The 17,442-nt window shown below is 46.7% G+C and carries 20 protein-coding genes; 12 read left to right on the forward strand and 8 right to left on the reverse strand.

The features are described 5' to 3' along the window. Positions 1 to 284 precede the first annotated feature (284 nt). From EOPP23_RS07540 to lnt, 4 genes are read left to right on the forward strand one after another with little or no spacing between them, the layout of a single operon-like run. The gene (locus EOPP23_RS07540; RefSeq protein ID WP_153765351.1) at positions 285 to 1,319 is read left to right on the forward strand and encodes a PhoH family protein; all 1,035 of its coding nucleotides are present in this window, start codon (positions 285 to 287) and stop codon (positions 1,317 to 1,319) included. After that, the gene (ybeY, locus tag EOPP23_RS07545; RefSeq protein ID WP_153765352.1) at positions 1,319 to 1,789 is read left to right on the forward strand and encodes an rRNA maturation RNase YbeY; all 471 of its coding nucleotides are present in this window, start codon (positions 1,319 to 1,321) and stop codon (positions 1,787 to 1,789) included. The genes EOPP23_RS07540 and ybeY overlap by 1 nt, the downstream gene beginning before the upstream one ends. A 48-nt stretch (positions 1,790 to 1,837) precedes the next feature. Next, positions 1,838 to 2,677 (forward strand): HlyC/CorC family transporter, encoded by an 840-nt coding sequence (locus tag EOPP23_RS07550; protein ID WP_153765353.1) that lies wholly within the window; start codon positions 1,838 to 1,840, stop codon positions 2,675 to 2,677. A gap of 24 nt (positions 2,678 to 2,701) precedes the next feature. Continuing rightward, positions 2,702 to 4,243: an apolipoprotein N-acyltransferase gene (gene lnt, locus EOPP23_RS07555; RefSeq protein ID WP_153765354.1), complete on the forward strand. Its 1,542-nt coding sequence runs from the start codon at positions 2,702 to 2,704 to the stop codon at positions 4,241 to 4,243. A 35-nt stretch (positions 4,244 to 4,278) separates the two neighbouring features. Here the strand turns inward: lnt and EOPP23_RS07560 are convergent, their stop codons facing one another. Further along, the gene (locus tag EOPP23_RS07560; RefSeq protein WP_153765355.1) at positions 4,279 to 5,118 is read right to left on the reverse strand and encodes a 2OG-Fe(II) oxygenase family protein; all 840 of its coding nucleotides are present in this window, start codon (positions 5,116 to 5,118) and stop codon (positions 4,279 to 4,281) included. Positions 5,119 to 5,400: 282 nt separating this feature from the next. Between EOPP23_RS07560 and EOPP23_RS07565 the strand changes: the two genes are divergently transcribed. Beyond that, complete coding sequence (locus EOPP23_RS07565; RefSeq protein WP_153765356.1) at positions 5,401 to 6,804, forward strand: aspartate ammonia-lyase; 1,404 nt, start codon at positions 5,401 to 5,403, stop codon at positions 6,802 to 6,804. Between the two features lie 24 nt (positions 6,805 to 6,828). Here the strand turns inward: EOPP23_RS07565 and EOPP23_RS07570 are convergent, their stop codons facing one another. Continuing rightward, the gene (locus EOPP23_RS07570; RefSeq protein ID WP_153765357.1) at positions 6,829 to 7,581 is read right to left on the reverse strand and encodes a YdcF family protein; all 753 of its coding nucleotides are present in this window, start codon (positions 7,579 to 7,581) and stop codon (positions 6,829 to 6,831) included. A gap of 53 nt (positions 7,582 to 7,634) precedes the next feature. Between EOPP23_RS07570 and EOPP23_RS07575 the strand changes: the two genes are divergently transcribed. Beyond that, a complete protein-coding gene (locus EOPP23_RS07575) occupies positions 7,635 to 8,444 on the forward strand; it encodes a hypothetical protein (RefSeq protein ID WP_153765358.1) in 810 nt (269 codons plus the stop codon). 48 nt (positions 8,445 to 8,492) lie between these two features. Here EOPP23_RS07575 and EOPP23_RS07580 read toward each other — a convergent pair whose 3' ends face one another. From EOPP23_RS07580 to tatA, 3 genes are all read right to left on the reverse strand, one after another. Further along, a complete protein-coding gene (locus tag EOPP23_RS07580; protein ID WP_153765359.1) occupies positions 8,493 to 9,674 on the reverse strand; it encodes a hypothetical protein in 1,182 nt (393 codons plus the stop codon). Between the two features lie 222 nt (positions 9,675 to 9,896). Next, positions 9,897 to 10,664 (reverse strand): twin-arginine translocase subunit TatC, encoded by a 768-nt coding sequence (tatC, locus tag EOPP23_RS07585; RefSeq protein WP_153765907.1) that lies wholly within the window; start codon positions 10,662 to 10,664, stop codon positions 9,897 to 9,899. A 255-nt stretch (positions 10,665 to 10,919) separates the two neighbouring features. Further along, positions 10,920 to 11,159: a Sec-independent protein translocase subunit TatA gene (gene tatA, locus EOPP23_RS07590; RefSeq protein WP_153765908.1), complete on the reverse strand. Its 240-nt coding sequence runs from the start codon at positions 11,157 to 11,159 to the stop codon at positions 10,920 to 10,922. A 277-nt stretch (positions 11,160 to 11,436) separates the two neighbouring features. Here tatA and EOPP23_RS07595 point away from each other — a divergent pair, with 277 nt between their 5' ends. Both EOPP23_RS07595 and chrA read left to right on the forward strand, forming a co-directional pair. After that, positions 11,437 to 12,339 carry a DMT family transporter gene (locus tag EOPP23_RS07595; RefSeq protein ID WP_153765360.1) on the forward strand — a complete coding sequence of 301 codons (903 nt, stop codon included), beginning with the start codon at positions 11,437 to 11,439 and terminating at the stop codon, positions 12,337 to 12,339. A gap of 11 nt (positions 12,340 to 12,350) precedes the next feature. After that, positions 12,351 to 13,538: a chromate efflux transporter gene (chrA, locus tag EOPP23_RS07600; protein ID WP_228550634.1), complete on the forward strand. Its 1,188-nt coding sequence runs from the start codon at positions 12,351 to 12,353 to the stop codon at positions 13,536 to 13,538. A 49-nt stretch (positions 13,539 to 13,587) separates the two neighbouring features. Here chrA and EOPP23_RS07605 read toward each other — a convergent pair whose 3' ends face one another. Next, positions 13,588 to 13,788, reverse strand: coding sequence for a hypothetical protein (locus EOPP23_RS07605; protein ID WP_153765362.1), 201 nt, complete (start codon positions 13,786 to 13,788; stop codon positions 13,588 to 13,590). Between the two features lie 47 nt (positions 13,789 to 13,835). On the opposite strand from EOPP23_RS07605, the gene EOPP23_RS07610 reads away from it, so the two are divergent. Next, positions 13,836 to 14,261 (forward strand): hypothetical protein, encoded by a 426-nt coding sequence (locus EOPP23_RS07610; RefSeq protein ID WP_153765363.1) that lies wholly within the window; start codon positions 13,836 to 13,838, stop codon positions 14,259 to 14,261. 64 nt (positions 14,262 to 14,325) lie between these two features. Then, positions 14,326 to 14,787: a hypothetical protein gene (locus EOPP23_RS07615; RefSeq protein WP_153765364.1), complete on the forward strand. Its 462-nt coding sequence runs from the start codon at positions 14,326 to 14,328 to the stop codon at positions 14,785 to 14,787. A 3-nt stretch (positions 14,788 to 14,790) separates the two neighbouring features. Here EOPP23_RS07615 and EOPP23_RS07620 read toward each other — a convergent pair whose 3' ends face one another. After that, positions 14,791 to 15,249 carry a hypothetical protein gene (locus EOPP23_RS07620; protein ID WP_153765365.1) on the reverse strand — a complete coding sequence of 153 codons (459 nt, stop codon included), beginning with the start codon at positions 15,247 to 15,249 and terminating at the stop codon, positions 14,791 to 14,793. Positions 15,250 to 15,296: 47 nt separating this feature from the next. On the opposite strand from EOPP23_RS07620, the gene EOPP23_RS07625 reads away from it, so the two are divergent. Together EOPP23_RS07625 and EOPP23_RS07630 are read left to right on the forward strand one after the other, a co-directional pair. Next, positions 15,297 to 15,728 carry a secondary thiamine-phosphate synthase enzyme YjbQ gene (locus EOPP23_RS07625; protein WP_153765366.1) on the forward strand — a complete coding sequence of 144 codons (432 nt, stop codon included), beginning with the start codon at positions 15,297 to 15,299 and terminating at the stop codon, positions 15,726 to 15,728. A 304-nt stretch (positions 15,729 to 16,032) separates the two neighbouring features. Then, positions 16,033 to 16,278 carry a hypothetical protein gene (locus EOPP23_RS07630; RefSeq protein ID WP_153765367.1) on the forward strand — a complete coding sequence of 82 codons (246 nt, stop codon included), beginning with the start codon at positions 16,033 to 16,035 and terminating at the stop codon, positions 16,276 to 16,278. Between the two features lie 61 nt (positions 16,279 to 16,339). Here EOPP23_RS07630 and selD read toward each other — a convergent pair whose 3' ends face one another. Then, entirely contained in the window at positions 16,340 to 17,386 is a 1,047-nt protein-coding gene (selD, locus tag EOPP23_RS07635; RefSeq protein ID WP_153765368.1) for a selenide, water dikinase SelD, read from the reverse strand. Positions 17,387 to 17,442: the final 56 nt, after the last annotated feature.

Genomic DNA, 17,442 nt, shown 5'->3' on the forward strand with positions numbered 1-17,442 from the left:
GTTTGTCAGCAGGAATCAGGTTGTTTTTTCCGCTCAACTGACCATCCATGGTCAGATTCGCTAGCAGGCCTTCCTGGCCTTTGAAAAAACAACCTGATCCCTCGCTCTCCCAACACCATCGTTCTCATGTGAGGGTTTAACTTATTGTTAAAACTTTCCTAAACCTTGAGTAAACTCTGCCAGAACTGTGCTTTAAAGGCTTGCCAACCGCAGCAAACATGGCAAGATTGAAGACAGCGTATATTCTTAACATTATCGATTGCAGTAAGAGCTGAAATTACCACTTGAACACCCAGACAGAAGCCCCACAGCAAGAAAGCCCTCAACAGGCTGTCTATAAAACCTGCCAGTTCTCCCTTGAACCTGAAGACCCCAGCCGTTTCGCAGAACTCTGTGGACAGTTTAATCAGCACCTCAAGCAGATTGAACAGCGCCTGTCTGTCGATGTTCGTCATCGTGGCAATCAGTTCACCGTTAAGGGGCTTGATCGCAATGCTCTGGCAGCTACTGAAATCATCAAACGTCTGTACCGTGAAACCGGTCAGCTTGAGCCACTGACGCCTGATACTGTTCATCTTTATCTTCAGGAGTCTGCGGTTGAATGGGTGAACGAGCCTAAAAGTGACAAGCTGATCACTCTGCGTACCCGAAAAGGTACAATCACCCCTCGCGGTGAGAACCAGCAGAACTATATTCGTTCTGTAATGACCAACGATATCAATTTCGGTATTGGCCCTGCCGGTACCGGTAAAACCTATCTGGCGGTTGCTGCTGCGGTTCAGGCTCTGGAAGATGAAGAAATTCGTCGTATTCTGCTGGTACGACCAGCAGTAGAAGCTGGCGAGAAGCTGGGCTTCCTTCCTGGTGATCTGGCTCAAAAAATCGACCCTTATCTGCGCCCTCTTTACGATGCACTCTATGAGATGCTGGGCTTTGAGCGTGTCGACAAGCTGATCGAAAAGAATGTCATTGAAGTAGCACCACTGGCGTATATGCGTGGTCGTACACTGAACAACTCCTACATCATTCTTGATGAAGCCCAGAACACTACGGCAGAACAGATGAAAATGTTCCTGACCCGTATCGGTTTTGGCTCTACTGCGGTTATTACCGGTGACATCACTCAGGTCGATCTGCCTCGTAACACCAAGTCTGGCCTGGCTCATGCAATCGATGTACTGAAAGACGTCGATGGTATTGGTTTCACCTGGTTCAGTGCCAAAGACGTAGTTCGTCACCCTATCGTTCAGCGCATCGTTCAGGCGTATGACCGCTTTGATCGTGCCAACCAGAACAAAGACAAGGCTGGAGTTCAATAATGACCGCACAGGTTCATGTTGATATTCAGGTAGCCAGTGATAGCAAGCAGCTACCAGAGTCGTCTGATATTGAATGCTGGGCTGCCGCAGCTGTCGGCGGCAATCGTGATGAAGCAGAAGTCAGCCTGAGAATCGTTGACCTTGAAGAAGGTGCAGAGCTCAATTTCCAGTGGCGTCAGAAAGAAGGGCCGACTAATGTTCTGTCTTTTCCTTCTGACCTGCCGGAAGAACTTAATCTGCCGCTACTGGGCGATCTGGTTATCTGTGCCCCGGTTGTTGAAAGAGAAGCGAAAGAACAGGGTAAAACCCTGACTTCTCACTGGGCACATATGATCGTACATGGCACACTGCACCTGCAGGGATATGATCATATTCAGGACGATGAGGCTGAAGAGATGGAAGCACTGGAAACTTCCATCATGCAGACGCTGGGTTTTGACGACCCCTATCAGGTTCGTGAAGAAATTTAATCACCATCAGGCAGGCTGGTTTCAGTCTGCCAATGAAAGACAAAGGTAATGAACGACGACACCGCTTCGGGCGATTCGCCTGCACCGACATGGAAAGATAAACTGGCTGGTCTGTTTACTCAGGACCCCAAAAATCGCAGTGACCTGCTTACTCTGCTGAATGAAGCAGGTGAGAAAGGCATTATTGATCATGAAGCACTCAGCATCATAGAAGGCGCCGTTCAGGTAGCTGATATGCAGGTGCGTGAAATCATGATTCCCCGCTCCCAGATGGTCTGCGTTGATGAAGATCAGGAGCCAAAAGACTTTCTGCCCAAGGTGATCGAATCTGCTCACTCCCGCTTTCCGGTGATTGGTGATACCAAAGATGAAGTAAGCGGTATTCTGCTCGCTAAAGACCTTCTTCCTCTGATCCTCCAGAAGAATCGTTTCAACATCAAGGACCACCTGCGTCCGGCTACTTTCATACCTGAAAGTAAGCGTCTGAACGTATTGCTCAAAGAGTTTCGAACCAATCGCAACCATATGGCCATCGTTATCGATGAGTTTGGTGGTGTTGCCGGTCTGGTGACTATTGAAGACGTTCTGGAACAGATTGTTGGTGATATTGAAGACGAACACGACGTTGATGAAGACAGCTTTATCAAGCCAATAAATGATGAAACACAGTCGTTTATTGTCAAAGCTTTAACGCCCATCGAAGATTTTAACGAGCATTTTGAATCTGAGTTCAGTGACGATGAGTTCGATACCATTGGCGGCCTGTTACTGCAGGAGTTTGGTCATATGCCCAAGCGCAATGAGTATGTCGAAATGTCCGGTTTCAGGTTTGATGTTCTAAACTCCGACGGTCGTCGTATACGTCTGCTTCGTGTCAGCAGCACCTGACCAATAAAGGGACTTCCACTGACAATGCCTAGTCCTAAGAAGAGTCCTAAGAAAGTACTCTCTTTTCTAATGCCTGCTCTTGCAGGCTCTCTGGCAACTCTGGCCTTTGCACCTTATGATTTCTGGCCATTATTGCTGCCCATAACAGCGGCTTTTTTCCTGCTGATTCGTACCGAGACAGTCAAGACAGCAACCTTGAAAGGGTTGAGCTTTGGTTTGGGTATGTTTGGCACCGGGGTATCCTGGGTTTATGTCAGCATCCATCAGTTTGGTTCTGCACCACCGATACTGGCCGTGCTGCTTACCGCTCTGTTTGTGCTTGTTCTATCGGCCTTTCTTATTGCCCCAATGGCTTACAGTTATAGTCGGCTAAGAGATATCCTGAAAGTCAGTACTCCCTGGCGGCAGGCACTACTTTTTACCGGCCTTTGGGTTATTTTTGAATGGACACGAACCTGGCTGTTGACCGGCTTTCCCTGGCTACTTCAGGGTTATGCACTGCTTGATACTCCCTTCCAGAGCTGGGCGCCAATCACTGGTGTCTTTGGCTTAAGTTTTCTATTAGCTCTTGCAGCTACAGCTATTGCGGCTGTTATCGTTTCTAAACAGAAAAAGCCTGCAGTCTTTTTGGCGACAGTTACCGCAGCTCTTTGGTTAGCGGCTTTACCACTGGATAAAGTTCAATGGACAAAGCCAGTAAAGGAAATATCATTCAGTGCCGTACAGGGCAATATTTCCCAATCTCTTAAGTGGAACCCTAACCATATTCAAAAGACTATCAGCACCTATTACGGCCTGACACAATCAGAGTGGCAGCAAGATCTGATTGTATGGCCAGAGAATGCACTGCCCTTTTTCTACAGTGACGGTGTGCGAGTACTCGAGCAACTGGGCAACATTACCAAAGCTAATGACAGCACTCTTATTCTTGGCATGCCTGTTGACGACACTTCGTCTGCTTCCACTTCTGAGTCTGTTTCTAAAGAATTGCGCTACTACAATGGCATTCTTAGTGTGGGTGCAACGGAAGGTCGCTACTTCAAACAGAAGCTGGTGCCTTTTGGTGAATATGTGCCTCTGGAATCAACACTTAGAGGCTTGATCAGTTTCTTTGATCTGCCCATGTCTGCATTCAGCAAGGGGAACCACGATCAGAAGAAGCTGAGTGCCGCTGGTACCGATATCACCAGCTATATCTGCTATGAGGTGGTTTACCCGGACTTTGCCGCTAAGCAGGCCAAAGGAAGCGGTCTGCTGGTCACCATCAGCAACGACACCTGGTTTGGTAAATCTATTGGCCCAGTCCAGCACTATCAAATGGCTCGAATGAGATCTCTGGAAACTGGTCGTTACCTGATTCGTGCGACTAATGATGGCATTACTGCACTGGTCAATGAGAAGGGACAGGAAGTAACTCGGATTGAACGCTTTAAGGAAGGAGTACTGAAGGGCAAAGCTATGGTGATGGAAGGTACTACGCCCTTTATGAATTTCGGTTCATGGCCAGTACTGTTCCTTAGTCTTCTTCTGATCTTTCTAGCTGCAGTCTTTACAAGACGACAGTGATCTTTCACTGTCGTCTTGATCTGTCCTTCAAATAATCATATAACACCCAGCTCTTTCAAACGCTCCATCAAGTAGCTGTGCTGAGTATGACGCTCGGACAGCTGCACTTCAGAACGCGGATGCAGGAACAAAGGCAGAGACATTCTGGAGTTTTCCTGAGCACCGCCGGTTGGGTTGATTACTCTGTGACTGGTAGAAGGAAAATAACCACCAGATGCTTCCTGCAGCATGTCACCGATGTTAATGATCAGATTACCGAAATTGCATGGAACATCGGCCCAGTTGCCATCCTTCAACTGAACCTGCAGGCCCGGTTCATTAGCCGCAGGAAGAATAGTGATCAGGTTGATGTCTTCATGAGCACCGGCGCGGATAGCACCCGCTTCTTCTTCACCGGTGAACGGAGGGTAGTGAAGTACACGCAGCAAAGTGTTTGGCGTATCTTTAATCATATTGGGCAGAGGTTCAGAAAACTTTGCTTTCACTTCTTCTGGGCTGTTTGCTTCAATCCAGCTCAGTAACTCTCCGGCCAGGCCTGATGCCTTTTGATAATAGCCTCGAATCTCTTCTTCAAGCTCAGCAGGTACGCGACCCCAAGGATAAATATGGTAATACTCCTTGATGTCTTTTTTGGTGTGACCTTTGGCGGTCTCGGAAACATCAGGAGAGAAATAGCCATCCTGTTTCTCAGGATCAAAAGCAACGTCGTGCTTGGCTTCAGTGTTGAAAAAATCCAGCCAGTTGCTGTAAATAGATTCAACCAACTGCTGTTGAATAGGGTGGTTGGTTAACACCGCAAAACCGGTCTCACGCAGAGACTCAACAAACTTTTCTGGTGCGTCAGCGACCGTGTAGTCTACAACCTGAACGTCCATGGCAAATCACTCAATATAGTTATAAGTGTATGAGTATCTTATAATTATTCCTGGTTAAAAAACAGACAAAAACACTAAACAACATTTTTATTCAAACCTGTTGAGCCGGTAATCAACGCTTTCGAATCCTGTTTCTCACAGCACTCTTAATTCTCATTAGTACGTCAGGAAGTTTCACAGTTCTTTTTCTTTGTTAACTGCCGCCGATAGTCCGAATCAGGGTCTATGATTAGGCAGCGTTTAGCCCCGTGAAACAAAAACAGCCTGGGGAAAGTAGCCACCATGAAAACCAATGCAACCCCTTCTGATACAGAGCGAGTGGAGCGAGACAGTCTTGGAGAAGTCTTTGTTCCGAAAGATGCGCTTTATGGTGCCCAGACTCAGCGGGCGATCAATAACTTTCCTGTCAGTGGGCAACCATTACCGACATCGTTCATCTCGGCCATCGCTCATATAAAAAAAGCAGCAGCGAATACCAATCATGAGCTCGGTCTGCTTTCAAAGCCCTTCAGTGAGGCCATTATTGAAGCCTCTGAGCAAATCATCTCCGGAAAGTATACCGACCAGTTTCCTGTCGATGTTTATCAAACAGGTTCTGGCACCAGCAGCAATATGAACGTCAATGAAGTCATCAGTCATGTGGCGCTTATGGACAATCCTGAGCTGAGTCTGACTCCCAATGACCATGTTAATATGGGACAAAGCAGTAACGACGTGATTCCTTCAGCTATTCATGTCAGCTCTGCCATGCTCATCACCAAACAGCTACTTCCGGCCATGAATCATTTATTGGCGGTGATGAATAAGCGAAGGAAGGAACTGCAGAACACGGTAAAAACAGGCCGCACTCACTTAATGGATGCCATGCCCGTGACTTTTGGTCAGGAAATCAGTGGCTGGATAAGTCTGATTGAAGAAGATAAAAAACGAATCAAACATTGTCAGACCAAATTGTGTCGTCTGACATTAGGAGGCACAGCGGTTGGTACAGGCACGAATACCGACCCTCATTATTCCGTCAGGGTCTGCCATCACCTTAAGGAAGATACAGGGATCTGCTTTAAGCCTGCTGATAATTTTTTTGCTGCCCAAAGTATGCCCGCCTCTGCATTAGAGTTTTCTTCATGCCTTCGCAGCCTTGCAACTACTCTGATGAAAATTGCCAATGACCTGCGGTTGATGAACAGTGGTCCACTGACTGGACTTGCCGAGATTGAGCTGCCCGCTATTCAGCCTGGCTCCAGCATCATGCCAGGCAAAGTAAATCCGGTTATCTCAGAATCCGTGACTATGGCATCTGCGCAGGTCATTGGCCTGGATGCAGCCATTACCATTGCCGCTCAATCAGGAAATTTTCAACTGAATGTCATGCTGCCCCTGATAGCCAATAACCTTATCCAGAGCGTAACACTTATAAGCAACAGCAGTATGATTCTGGCTGACAGTGCCGTGAAGTCCTTTAAGGTAAGAGAAGCTCATATCAATGAGCATGTTGGCCGCAACCCTGTTCTGGTAACCGCGCTAAATCCGGTTATTGGTTATATGAAAGCAGCTGAAATCGCCAAGAAAGCCTACCATGAAGGAAGGCCTGTTCTTGACGTGGCTTTAGAAAATACTGATTTGTCAGAAGAAGAGTTGAAGACCTTGCTGGATCCACTTCATGCAACAAAAGGCGGGCTTCACTAAACTCACCTTTATACCCGACCAGCATCAGGACAACTTTCCTGTTACCCAGTACCAGACAATCCCTAGATATTCATGAAGTGCCAGTTCACTTTTCATCAGTTGTCGGGAGCTTGGAATCCAGTAAGCAGGGGAATTCCACGGAACAGACTTCCAGGTAAAAGACGTCGGCGCTGGAATCACCTCAAAACCCAAACCCTTGAAGCTCATCACCGCCCTAGGCATATGCCAGGCGTGAGTCACAACCATCACCCTGTTAAACTGCCGCCCTAACAACTCTCTTGCATTAGCCGCATTCTCAAAGGTCGTTCTACTGCTGCTTTCTACCCACTTAGTTTTTACGCCATAGTCTTGTTCAAGAACCCGGGTCATGGTTTCAGCTTCAGGAAATTTCCCGCCACCAGATGTCATTACTGGCAGCTCACACCGCTTCGCCAGAATGGCAGCATAGCGAATACGTTCCAGACTGAGAGCTGTTGGCAGCGGTTCGTCCATCTCAGGGCTTGAGTAAGGTCGACCAGCCCCCAGCAGGACAATGAAATCGGCTTCAGGGCAGCTTTCAGGTTGAATAGCGGGATAACGCTCCAGCCCTTTCAGCAACAAAGTTGATACCGGGGCTACGGATAGAAGATATAAAAGGCTCAAAGCAAAAACTGCCAGCCCGCTGAACATTCCCTTTAGAGTCATTCCTGCAACCATCAACATAATTATTAGCGTTAAAGGCCTTAACAACAGCTTTACCAGCCTTCGAAACATCAACCATAAAGTCATATTATCCATTGATAGTCTATTCTCTGTGAAGCAGACGGTTCCACTGCCGGTTTAACAAAGTTGTGTTTATATTTCTGACTATAGGCAAGAAGCTGAACTGTAGTTTTCTGGCAGGGCTGCTTTTTTCTTTTCTGACTCACCTCTCACTTTCCGCTCAGGCAGAAATTACGCTTATACCCGCCAGAAAAACCCCATTGCCACTGGTGTCCTGTGCAGAGCTGGAACCATTGACTTTAGACATTATCCGTCTCCGTTACCCTGCCGGTTTCAGAGTATTCAGCAACAATATTACTCCTCAGCTGAAAAAGAAAATTCAGCGTCTGGCCAGTGAAAACTACCCCGTACGCTGGGTACAGCCTGACAACTATCAGCTACGAAAAATCACCCAATTCGTTATCCTCAGTGATGGTATGCAGGCTTTTCTAACCAAGGCTCTAGATGCTCATTCCGGCTGCTCTGCCTTTATTCGCAAGGACATTCTTGAGTACGGCACCCGTTACCAGAACCGTCAGATGGCCAGAAGCCTATCGGCATTAAGTAATATCTCAACTATCAGCTATGAACGCTTGTTACAGACCCATCACTGGTGGATTAACCTGGGGTTTGAAAGTGATCAGGAAGTACCGGATTCCATTTGGCAGTGGATTGATCGCAAGGCAAGAGAGAGCCAGCCTATGATTGCCCATGGACTGATGGAGTGCTCTGTAAAACTGTCACCCTCCCAGCTTGAACTGTTTAGCAAACTGGTGGCATTAAATTATCTGGATAATACCGTACGCGGGATTTTCTACAGTAAACAGGGGTCAAGACTAACTCGATTCAGAAGCCTTGCTGTTAATACCCTTAATAGCAAGGCTTCGATTTTAGACTAAAAATGCCAGCTTCATTCAACATCATGGCGTCACTAATCACACCAACATTCATATTTTTTCGTCGTTATCATCTAAAAGCTGTTCTTTGAATTTTACATCGAAAGGCTGGGGCTTTATATCGAGTGACTGATCGGTACTTCCTGCTTTAGGTATCATACCGCTATACCCTATTTCTGACTCAGTGCAATACAGCATCAATTTCTCTGCAATAGTAAGCGCATTCCTAAAGTCCATATAACCACCTACTTTATAGCAACTACCGTCTTGGAGCTTAACGCCCTTATTTTTATCTTTTACACGCTCTACTGTTGTTGGTTTTTCAGAAACTTTTTTTGTTTCAGCTTCTACTTGTAGATGCATTTTTTCCAGCATTTTCTCGAAATAGGCTACCATCGGTTCGGCAATAGAAGCATCCAGAGTTTTTTTAAGTACCGGCCTAAAACCTTTCTCAAAGCTTTTCTGAATATCATCCAGAGTAATTTTCACTTGCTTCAAATAAGTTATTTCCTGGGCTCTATGAGAATCTATCTGCTTTTTTAATCCAGCCGGCTTCAATTTAGAAAAAGGCTTAGCCTCCCAAACCCTTTCACTGTTTGCCTGATCACAGTAACCAGCCAATTTAAAAAGTCTGTCGTTAAAGGTACTCATACTATGAGTTAGGTTTAAATATTCATTTCGTAGAGAGTTATGGTCCCTATTCAATTTTGTCGCTTTATCTTCTGGTAAAGAGTCGTTTTCTCTCATTTTGGTCAACACTTCCAGAAAATGCTCTCTGAATGGTGTCCAGATACCGTTTGAAGTATCAAATGATTCAGGCAGCTCAGGCAGAGAAGTTTCCAACGTGTTTTCCAGCTTCCACTCAGAGGGCCTGAGTGCTTCATGGATTCTGGATATGGTTCCATATACCCCTCCAACCACGCTGCCAGCCAGACCTCCAATTATTGAGATTGGAAGCCCTACAATTGCAGTAACCGTTCCCAATGCATTGCCAGTAAATTTACCAGCTGATATTACATATTCTGAAAGGCTCTTCTGTGGGCGATTTTCCGGTTTTCTTGGGAGGTTCAACAATTTCCAACCTGCACCGCCTACCAGACCTACTGCTGACCCCAGAAATACACCTGTAATTTCACCAGGGAGACGGCTCAGAGTTGTACCAGCTGAAGTGCCTGTTTGCATGCCCGACCTCATGCTGGATAGGATTGATATATTTTGAACTGGAGCAGCCATGCCTTCCCTCTCCCTGAATTTGAGCCCACTTTCATGAGTGAACCTTTCACCCAGAACTATAGGAGGGACAATAGGCGTAAGAACAAGCAGACACTAAAAAGCCAGAATATCAGGACAATCGGTCATTATTTTCGAATAAAAGACTAGGCCTTCAGCTAGAAACGAATAGTTAATGGGTGGCCTTCAAACACACACCTTTGAAGGCCAACAGGTAACTCCCAGTTACTCAGACTGCTCTGTAGACTCTGACGGTTCAACTCTCTTCTTACCTGTAAAGCGGGCAAACAAGATACCTACTTCAAACAGCAACCACATTGGGCCTGCCAGCAGGGTCTGTGAAATAACATCAGGCGGTGTCAACAGCATTCCCAATACAAAGCAGCCTACCACGATATAGGGGCGTTTCTGCGTCATGGAATCCACTGTTGTAGCACCAGACCAGATCAGAAGTACTGTAGCCACAGGAATCTCAAAAGCCATACCAAAGGCGAAGAACAGCTTCAGAATAAAATTCAGATAGCTGCTGATATCGGTCATCACCGTGATACTTTCCGGCCCGGTACTGGTGAAGAACCCGAAGATCAGTGGAAAGACGACATAGTAGGCAAACACCATACCGGAGTAGAACAGCACCACACTGGCAATCAGCAGTGGAATAGCCAGCTTCTTTTCATGGCGATAGAGTCCGGGAGAAATGAAAGCCCAAACCTGATGCAGAATAAACGGAATTCCGAGGAAAAAAGCCAGAACCAGAGTCAGTTTGAAAGGAGCCAGAAACGGCGAAGCTACGTCCGTAGCAATCATACTTGTGCCTTCCGGCAGATAAACCCTCAACGGCTCTGAAACAAACTCATACAGAGGGCCGGAGAAATAGAATAATCCGGCAAAAATCACCAGCACAGCAATAACGCTGCGAAGCAGGCGGGTTCTCAGCTCAAGCAGATGCTGAACCAGTGGCTGTTGCTGATCACCGGGATCAGTAGTTGACATCATCAAGGGTCCCTGTTGTTACTCGCTGCCTTTTAAATGTGAGACATTCTCCTCTATAAAGATGAAGAAAATGTTTCTCTCAAGTGTGTAGACACACACAATCGAATATTAAATTGTTGTTTGCCCGCAGCAGGCGGGCAAACAACTTATGCATTCGTATGTCTGGGTACTTGTTTGTGGCATACACAACCTTAGCTGTTATTTCCTACCTCGAAGTAAAAAACAGAGCAGCTGACCGGCTTTTATACCCTATTATCAGGCTTTTTGAGTAATTTTTTCCTGCTCTTTTTGCATCGGTTCTGTAGCAACGCTCTGCTCCTGAGCGTTCTCTTTGGCAAGAGCGTCCTTTTCTTCACTGCTCAGGGCTTCCTTAAATCCCTTCACCGCACCACCAAGGTCACCGCCCAGATTCTTCAGTTTCTTTGTACCAAATAGCATAACCACAATTAGCAGGACAATAAGCAGCTGCCAGATACTGATTCCACCAAGACCCATCATTTCACTCCACTGGATTTAAGACTGATTCGAGCTTACTGGAGAGACCCCGTTACTCACAATCAGTAGATTCTGTTATGCCATTTATCTTCTTAACATTTAAATTTGTCTATGCCCCTTAGGGGAGATTTGCACCTGTTTTGCTTTTTATTCTGCTCATCATTGTTCCAGCGCAAAACCATGGTTAATATGCCAGAAGAAAAATAAAACGATAATCCCAGGTTCAGTTGACTTCCTATCCGGATTCAATTGCCCCTCATTCAATTCAAGAGAAGTAATGAACCAACGCACTTTTTTTGCTGACGGCCTGCTCGTCGTCACAGCCCTGATCTGGGGTTCAGCCTTTGTTGCCCAGCGTCTGGGTATGGACCATATGGAACCCTGGGCGTTTAATGCCGTCCGCTTTCTGATCGGCAGCTTTGCCTTGATTCCACTTCTAATCTGGCAACGACGATCCGGCCCTATTTTCTCCGGCGCCACCTTGATGGGTGGTATTGCTATGGGTGTTCTGCTGACAGCCGGTGCCGGTCTGCAACAGCTTGGCCTGGTTTATACGACAGCAGGTAAGGCTGCGTTTATCACAGGTCTCTATCTGGTAATTGTTCCTATTCTTGGGCTATTACTGAGACAGAAAACCAATCGAGACACTTGGGCAGGCATTATGCTGGCTCTGCCGGGACTTGCACTACTGACTCTTGAAGATGATCTGTCAATCAACAAAGGTGATATGTATGAAGTCTTCGGTGCCTTCTTCTGGGCTGCGCATTTAATTTTGATTGACCGACTGGCCAGTCGCCACAATGTTGTTGCTCTGGCTTTTATTCAGTTCGTAGCCAGCTCGGTACTCTGCTTTATTATTGCCGGACTCTTCGAAACCTGGACCTTTGAACAAATTCAAGCGACCGCGGTACCGTTACTGTACGTAGGCATTATGTCCACAGGCATTGCATATACGTTGCAGATTGTTGGTCAGAAGTCAGCACCTGTCGCTCATGCATCCATCATCCTGAGTCTTGAAACCGTGTTCGCTGTCATTGCAGGTTACCTGTTCCTGAATGAGATTCTCTCTGCCAAGGCTCTCGCGGGTTGTGGTTTGATGCTAACGGGTATGCTTGTTTCACAACTTGGGTTACACAGAATTCGTCGTTTCTTCTTCAGAGGTCAGCCAGCGGCTGAATGAGAGTGATTGCTATGAGTCAGTCAATTTTCAGTATCTTTTGGCGCTTTCTGGTTCTGGGCTGCTATTCCTTTGGTGGCCCAACCGCTCACATCGGTTACTTTCGCCGTGAGTTTGTAGAAAAGCGTCAATGGCTTAGCGATGAAGACTACGCCGACACAGTTGCTCTGTGTCAGATGTTACCTGGTCCTGCCAGCAGTCAGGTAGGAATGGCTATTGGTTACCAGCAGCAAAAGCTGCCCGGTGCCATTGCTGCATTTCTGGGCTTCACTCTGCCATCAGCATTACTGATGATATTACTGGCTTATGGCTACAGTCTTTATTCAGATATACCGGTTCTGACGTCGATACTGCACGGCATCAAGATTTTTGCGGTCGCTGTGGTAGCAGACGCCCTGATTGGTATGGGTCGAAACCTCTGTCCGGATAAAGCAAGAGTAACCATGGCCTTGCTGGCGGCCGCTGCGATGCTATTGCTGTCTTCCGTATTCAGTCAGTTACTGGTTATTGCTGTGGGTGCACTGGCCGGTTTTCTATTGTTTCAAGAGACGTTTCAAGAGAAGGTGGCTGTTACTAAACCTGTCGAGAATTCTAAAAGTACTTTTTCGGCAATACTCTCTTTAGTACTTTTCCTGGCATGGCTGCTGCTTCTGCCGGTTCTTGCAGGCTTGTCCGACTCCACCAGCCTGCAACTGTTTGACAGTTTTTATCGAGCGGGAGCTCTGGTCTTTGGCGGTGGACATGTTGTTTTACCGATGCTTCAGGCCGAAGTCGTCTATGACGGTGGCGTAAATGCTGATGCCTTTATTGCCGGATACAGTGCTGCTCAGGCAGTTCCCGGCCCCATGTTTACTCTGGCACCATTCCTTGGCGGTGCTTACGGGGGGCAGTTCAGTCTAGTTCATGCACTGGTGGCCTTGGCTGGTATCTTTCTACCTTCACTGTTACTACTCACAGCGGCGCTTCCTTTCTGGAATCGCCTTAAGGAAGTACCTTCACTAAAAGCGGCTATCAAGGGTATTAATGCGACAGTGGTAGGACTTTTACTGGCTGCTTTCTACGACCCTGTCGTGAACCTGGCCATCAGAGATGCGAAGGAAGTTGCTCTTGCTCTGGTTGCTTTTATGTTACTTAGTGTTTGGAAGTTACCGGTGGGCTTAATGGTATTAATATTCGGTGGTTTGGGTTGGGTACTGTTCTGAAGAAAAGGCTCTTAAAAAACCTTGAAAAAGCTGCCCTGAAAAAAGAATGTCAGGCTGCATGAGAAAATACTGGGCTGTTTGAACAAACCAGTACTTTCTGATGCAGCCGGGCATTACCCCGACCTGCATGTTTTTCTTTACGACGATACTTGGTTCTGTCTCTTTCCCTGCGCTGCCTGAACATGGGCTCTCCCATTAGCTTTAAGACAGCTGACGGACTTTTCTGGCGACTTTTCTTTGATTTAGCCATAATATTTTCCGTTGTTGTTAAGCCATATTATTTAAGGTGCAATGAGTATGACCTCTCTTTACCGGCTGATGTTCCTGACTATAGCCATTCTCCTCACCGGCTGCGCTAGCCATTCTACTGAAAAACCTCCGGTTACCAAAGTCTTCAAGGGCAGTAACCAGAAACCTGACCCGATTCTTCAGCAGGCTATGGAACTTGATAAAGCCGGAATCATCAAGGTTCAGATGGTAACCCGCTCTCTGCCACCACAGATCAAGGCTACCGGCCCTGAAAAAATCCTGAGCTGCCTGAGCCAGCCAAACGGCCGCTGGATTCAACAATATAATGAATGCGAACTCTCGGAACAGAACAGCTGTGAAAGCACCGGAGGCCAGTTTAACGGCTGCGCATCAGCCTGCCGTCATATGGAAGGTGAAGTCATGTGTATTCAAGCCTGTGTACCTGTCTGCAGCTACTCCGCAGACAACAAATAATTCAGACTGAACCAATTCAATGATTCTGACTCTATACTCCCTAGAGCTTAATGGGGTCAGGATTATGCAGTTTGTTGTCTTCTGGAATATTAATTGGCTGAAGCAGAGACTCTGCCAGAAACCACTCAGTGGTAGAGAGTTTTATATCTACAGTTTTTGCTGGCTGATTCTTTTAAGTTTGTCCTTCTTTGGAACCCCTGTAATAGAAAAAGATCCGGTTACCACTATCTTCCTTTATCTCGAGTTTGCAATCCCTGTGACTGGCCTTCTCTATGCCTGGCTCTGTAATGGTGGCCCCCAAGGGCAAGACTTCATCTCCAGATTTATTTCTATAGGCTGGGTCGTTACCATGAGAATAATGGTCTTTTCCCTGCCAATTTTCTTTGTGCTTGCTTTCGCTCCTATGGAAGAATCAGATCTTATGTTTGAAACAGCAGGTACTCTGTCAGGCCTCTTCATTATCTGGCGACTTGGACATCATATTGAGCAGCTGCGCAAACTTCAGGAAAGCCCAAAGAGCCAATAATTATTATTCTTCTAATACATTTTGTTCTTCCACCTTCTGGCATTTAAGTTCCATATAGAATTTCCTTGCCATAATCTGACTCAGCCTGAACGCTTCCAGCTCAAAACTTCGAGCCAGATAATGCTTCTCCAGCTCCTTTTTATCAATGGAGCCTTCTTCCATCTGCCTGACATGAACAAGTTCATGGGCCAGAGTCACTCGTCTGCCACTAGGCTCAAGTCCATCAGCAATTGACACTTTGTATCGATGCTCTCCAGTCTGACGAACATACCCTTTGGTTTCAGGACGTTTCATTCGTTTGAATTCAAACTCTATCTTAGCTTTCTGAATGCCCAGCTCGGCTTTGTAAAAGCGAGTCATATCATCGTACTTACAACCAAAAGGGTTCAAAGGCTCATTTAGAGGAAAGGCTAATGCCTTCATGGCAAACAGCAAACTGTAGCCGAGCAATAAAAAACGCATTAGGCTCATGTCCATTTACTCGTATTACTCGCTTAAAGGTATGTGTCATGAGCTGGTTTGAAAAGCAGATTTATCTATCACCAAAACGACGGGGCTTTCACCTGGTAACGGATGAAATTGAATCATCACTGCCAGAACTGGCTGATTATCAGATAGGACTGTGCCATCTGTTCGTTCAGCACACCTCTGCATCACTCACTCTAAACGAGAACTGTGACCCTGATGTTCGCCATGATATGGAAGCCTGGGCCAACAGAACCATGCCAGAGAATGCCGACTACTTCCTGCACACTCTCGAAGGCAGTGACGACATGCCAGCACATATAAAATCCAGCGCGTTTGGTGCCAGTCTGAGCATTCCTATCCGAAATGGTCGACTGGCTCTCGGCACCTGGCAGGGTATATGGTTCGGAGAACACCGTAACAGAGCAGGTAGCCGCACTGTTGTGGCGACGATTCAGGGTGAAAAGATTCTTTAAGAATCAAATGCATGGCCGATAGTGTCGTTGCCGAGAGCGTCATTATTTCAAAACTTACTCATCGTTTTGCAGACAGTTCTCGAATTTTTCTTGAGCTGTCATTCTTCTGAAACAATGATTGACGAAGATATGAGCAATAAGTAATAGTTAATTAATAGCGATTCATTATTAATAACTGAGATAGAGGAGAAAGCCGAACTGGCGTTTTATAAACGCTGGACTATAACTATAAAAAATCGGTACTAAAGTAACATATTGGAGAGAGCATGATGCTCCTTCGACCAGTATCCAAGAGGATCGAGCTATGGCACGGAGATCGCCGAAAAAAGCTGCTGCTGGTTTTGATGGTGTAGATATCAGTTTTCTGGGAAGTCGAGAAGAACCAGCGGACCAACGCACTGTTGAGTCTCGTAAGAAGCTCAGAGAAAGCCTTAATTCACAGATTGAAGCATTCCTGAGTTCCGGCGGGGAAATCGAAGAAGTTCCATCGAACATTACGTCGGATCCACCCAAGAAACCTTCGAGCGAATACGGTAACCGCCCCATCTGATACGCTTTTTAGCCCGGCTCAATGAGTCGGGCTTTTTCTTATCCGCTTATTCTTATCCTCTTTACTTAACCATCACCAGCTTTTCGCCATTCTGCTCTGTCAGCTCACCAATACACTCAAGCTGCAAACCATGCTGTGCGGTCATCGTCAGAAACTCTGATACAGCTTCCGGATCAACAGCTACCAGCAAACCACCACTGGTCTGAGGGTCACACAACAGCTCTTTCTGCTCTTCTGTAATCTCTGCAGCCTTATGGCCGTAGCTGGAGAAGTTTCTGTGCGTGCCACCAGGAATACAGCCCTGTTGACGGTATTCTTCCATATGAGGCAACTTCGGCAGTTTATCTATCTGGATATGAGCCTGAACGTTACTACCTTCACACACTTCGATCAGGTGCCCCAGCAGACCAAAGCCTGTTACATCCGTCACGGCACTAATACCGGAAACCTTTGCCAGTTCAGCGCCAAGTTTATTCAGAGTACACATGGCATCTCTGGCTATCAGGCCATGCTCTGGCTTCAGCAATTTTTTCTTTTGAGCTGTCGTCAGAATGCCTACACCCAGAGGTTTGGTCAGGAACAGCTTACTGCCTGCTCTGGCCTGATCGTTTCGCTTCAGGTTGTCCAGAGGTACACGACCCGTTACGGCAAGACCAAAGATTGGCTCAGGCGCATCAATACTGTGGCCACCAGCCAATGGAATGCCTGCATCAGCACAGGCCTGACGACCACCATCAACAACCTTCGCGGCAATTTCCGGCGGCAGAATGTTCACTGGCCAGCCCAGAATGGCAATGGCCATCATGGGTGAGCCACCCATGGCATAGATATCGCTGATAGCATTGGTCGCCGCAATACGACCAAAATCGAACGGGTCATCAACAATCGGCATAAAGAAGTCAGTGGTACTGATAACACCTTCGCCATTGCCCATATCAAATACCGCTGCATCGTCCTTGCTGGCATTGCCGACGATCAGACCGGGAAAATCAGGAAGATCCAGATCGGTCTTGAGAATACCCTCAAGAATTTCCGGAGAAATCTTGCAACCACAGCCAGCCCCATGGCTGTATTCAGTCAGCTTGACGTTATTGATGTCCACAGTCATTGAAGTACTCACCGGAGGAATTGTACAAAAGAAGGGCACTCTAGCATTAACCGCCA

It is taken from the genome of Endozoicomonas sp. OPT23 (assembly GCF_009653635.1).
Classification (GTDB): domain Bacteria; phylum Pseudomonadota; class Gammaproteobacteria; order Pseudomonadales; family Endozoicomonadaceae; genus Endozoicomonas_A.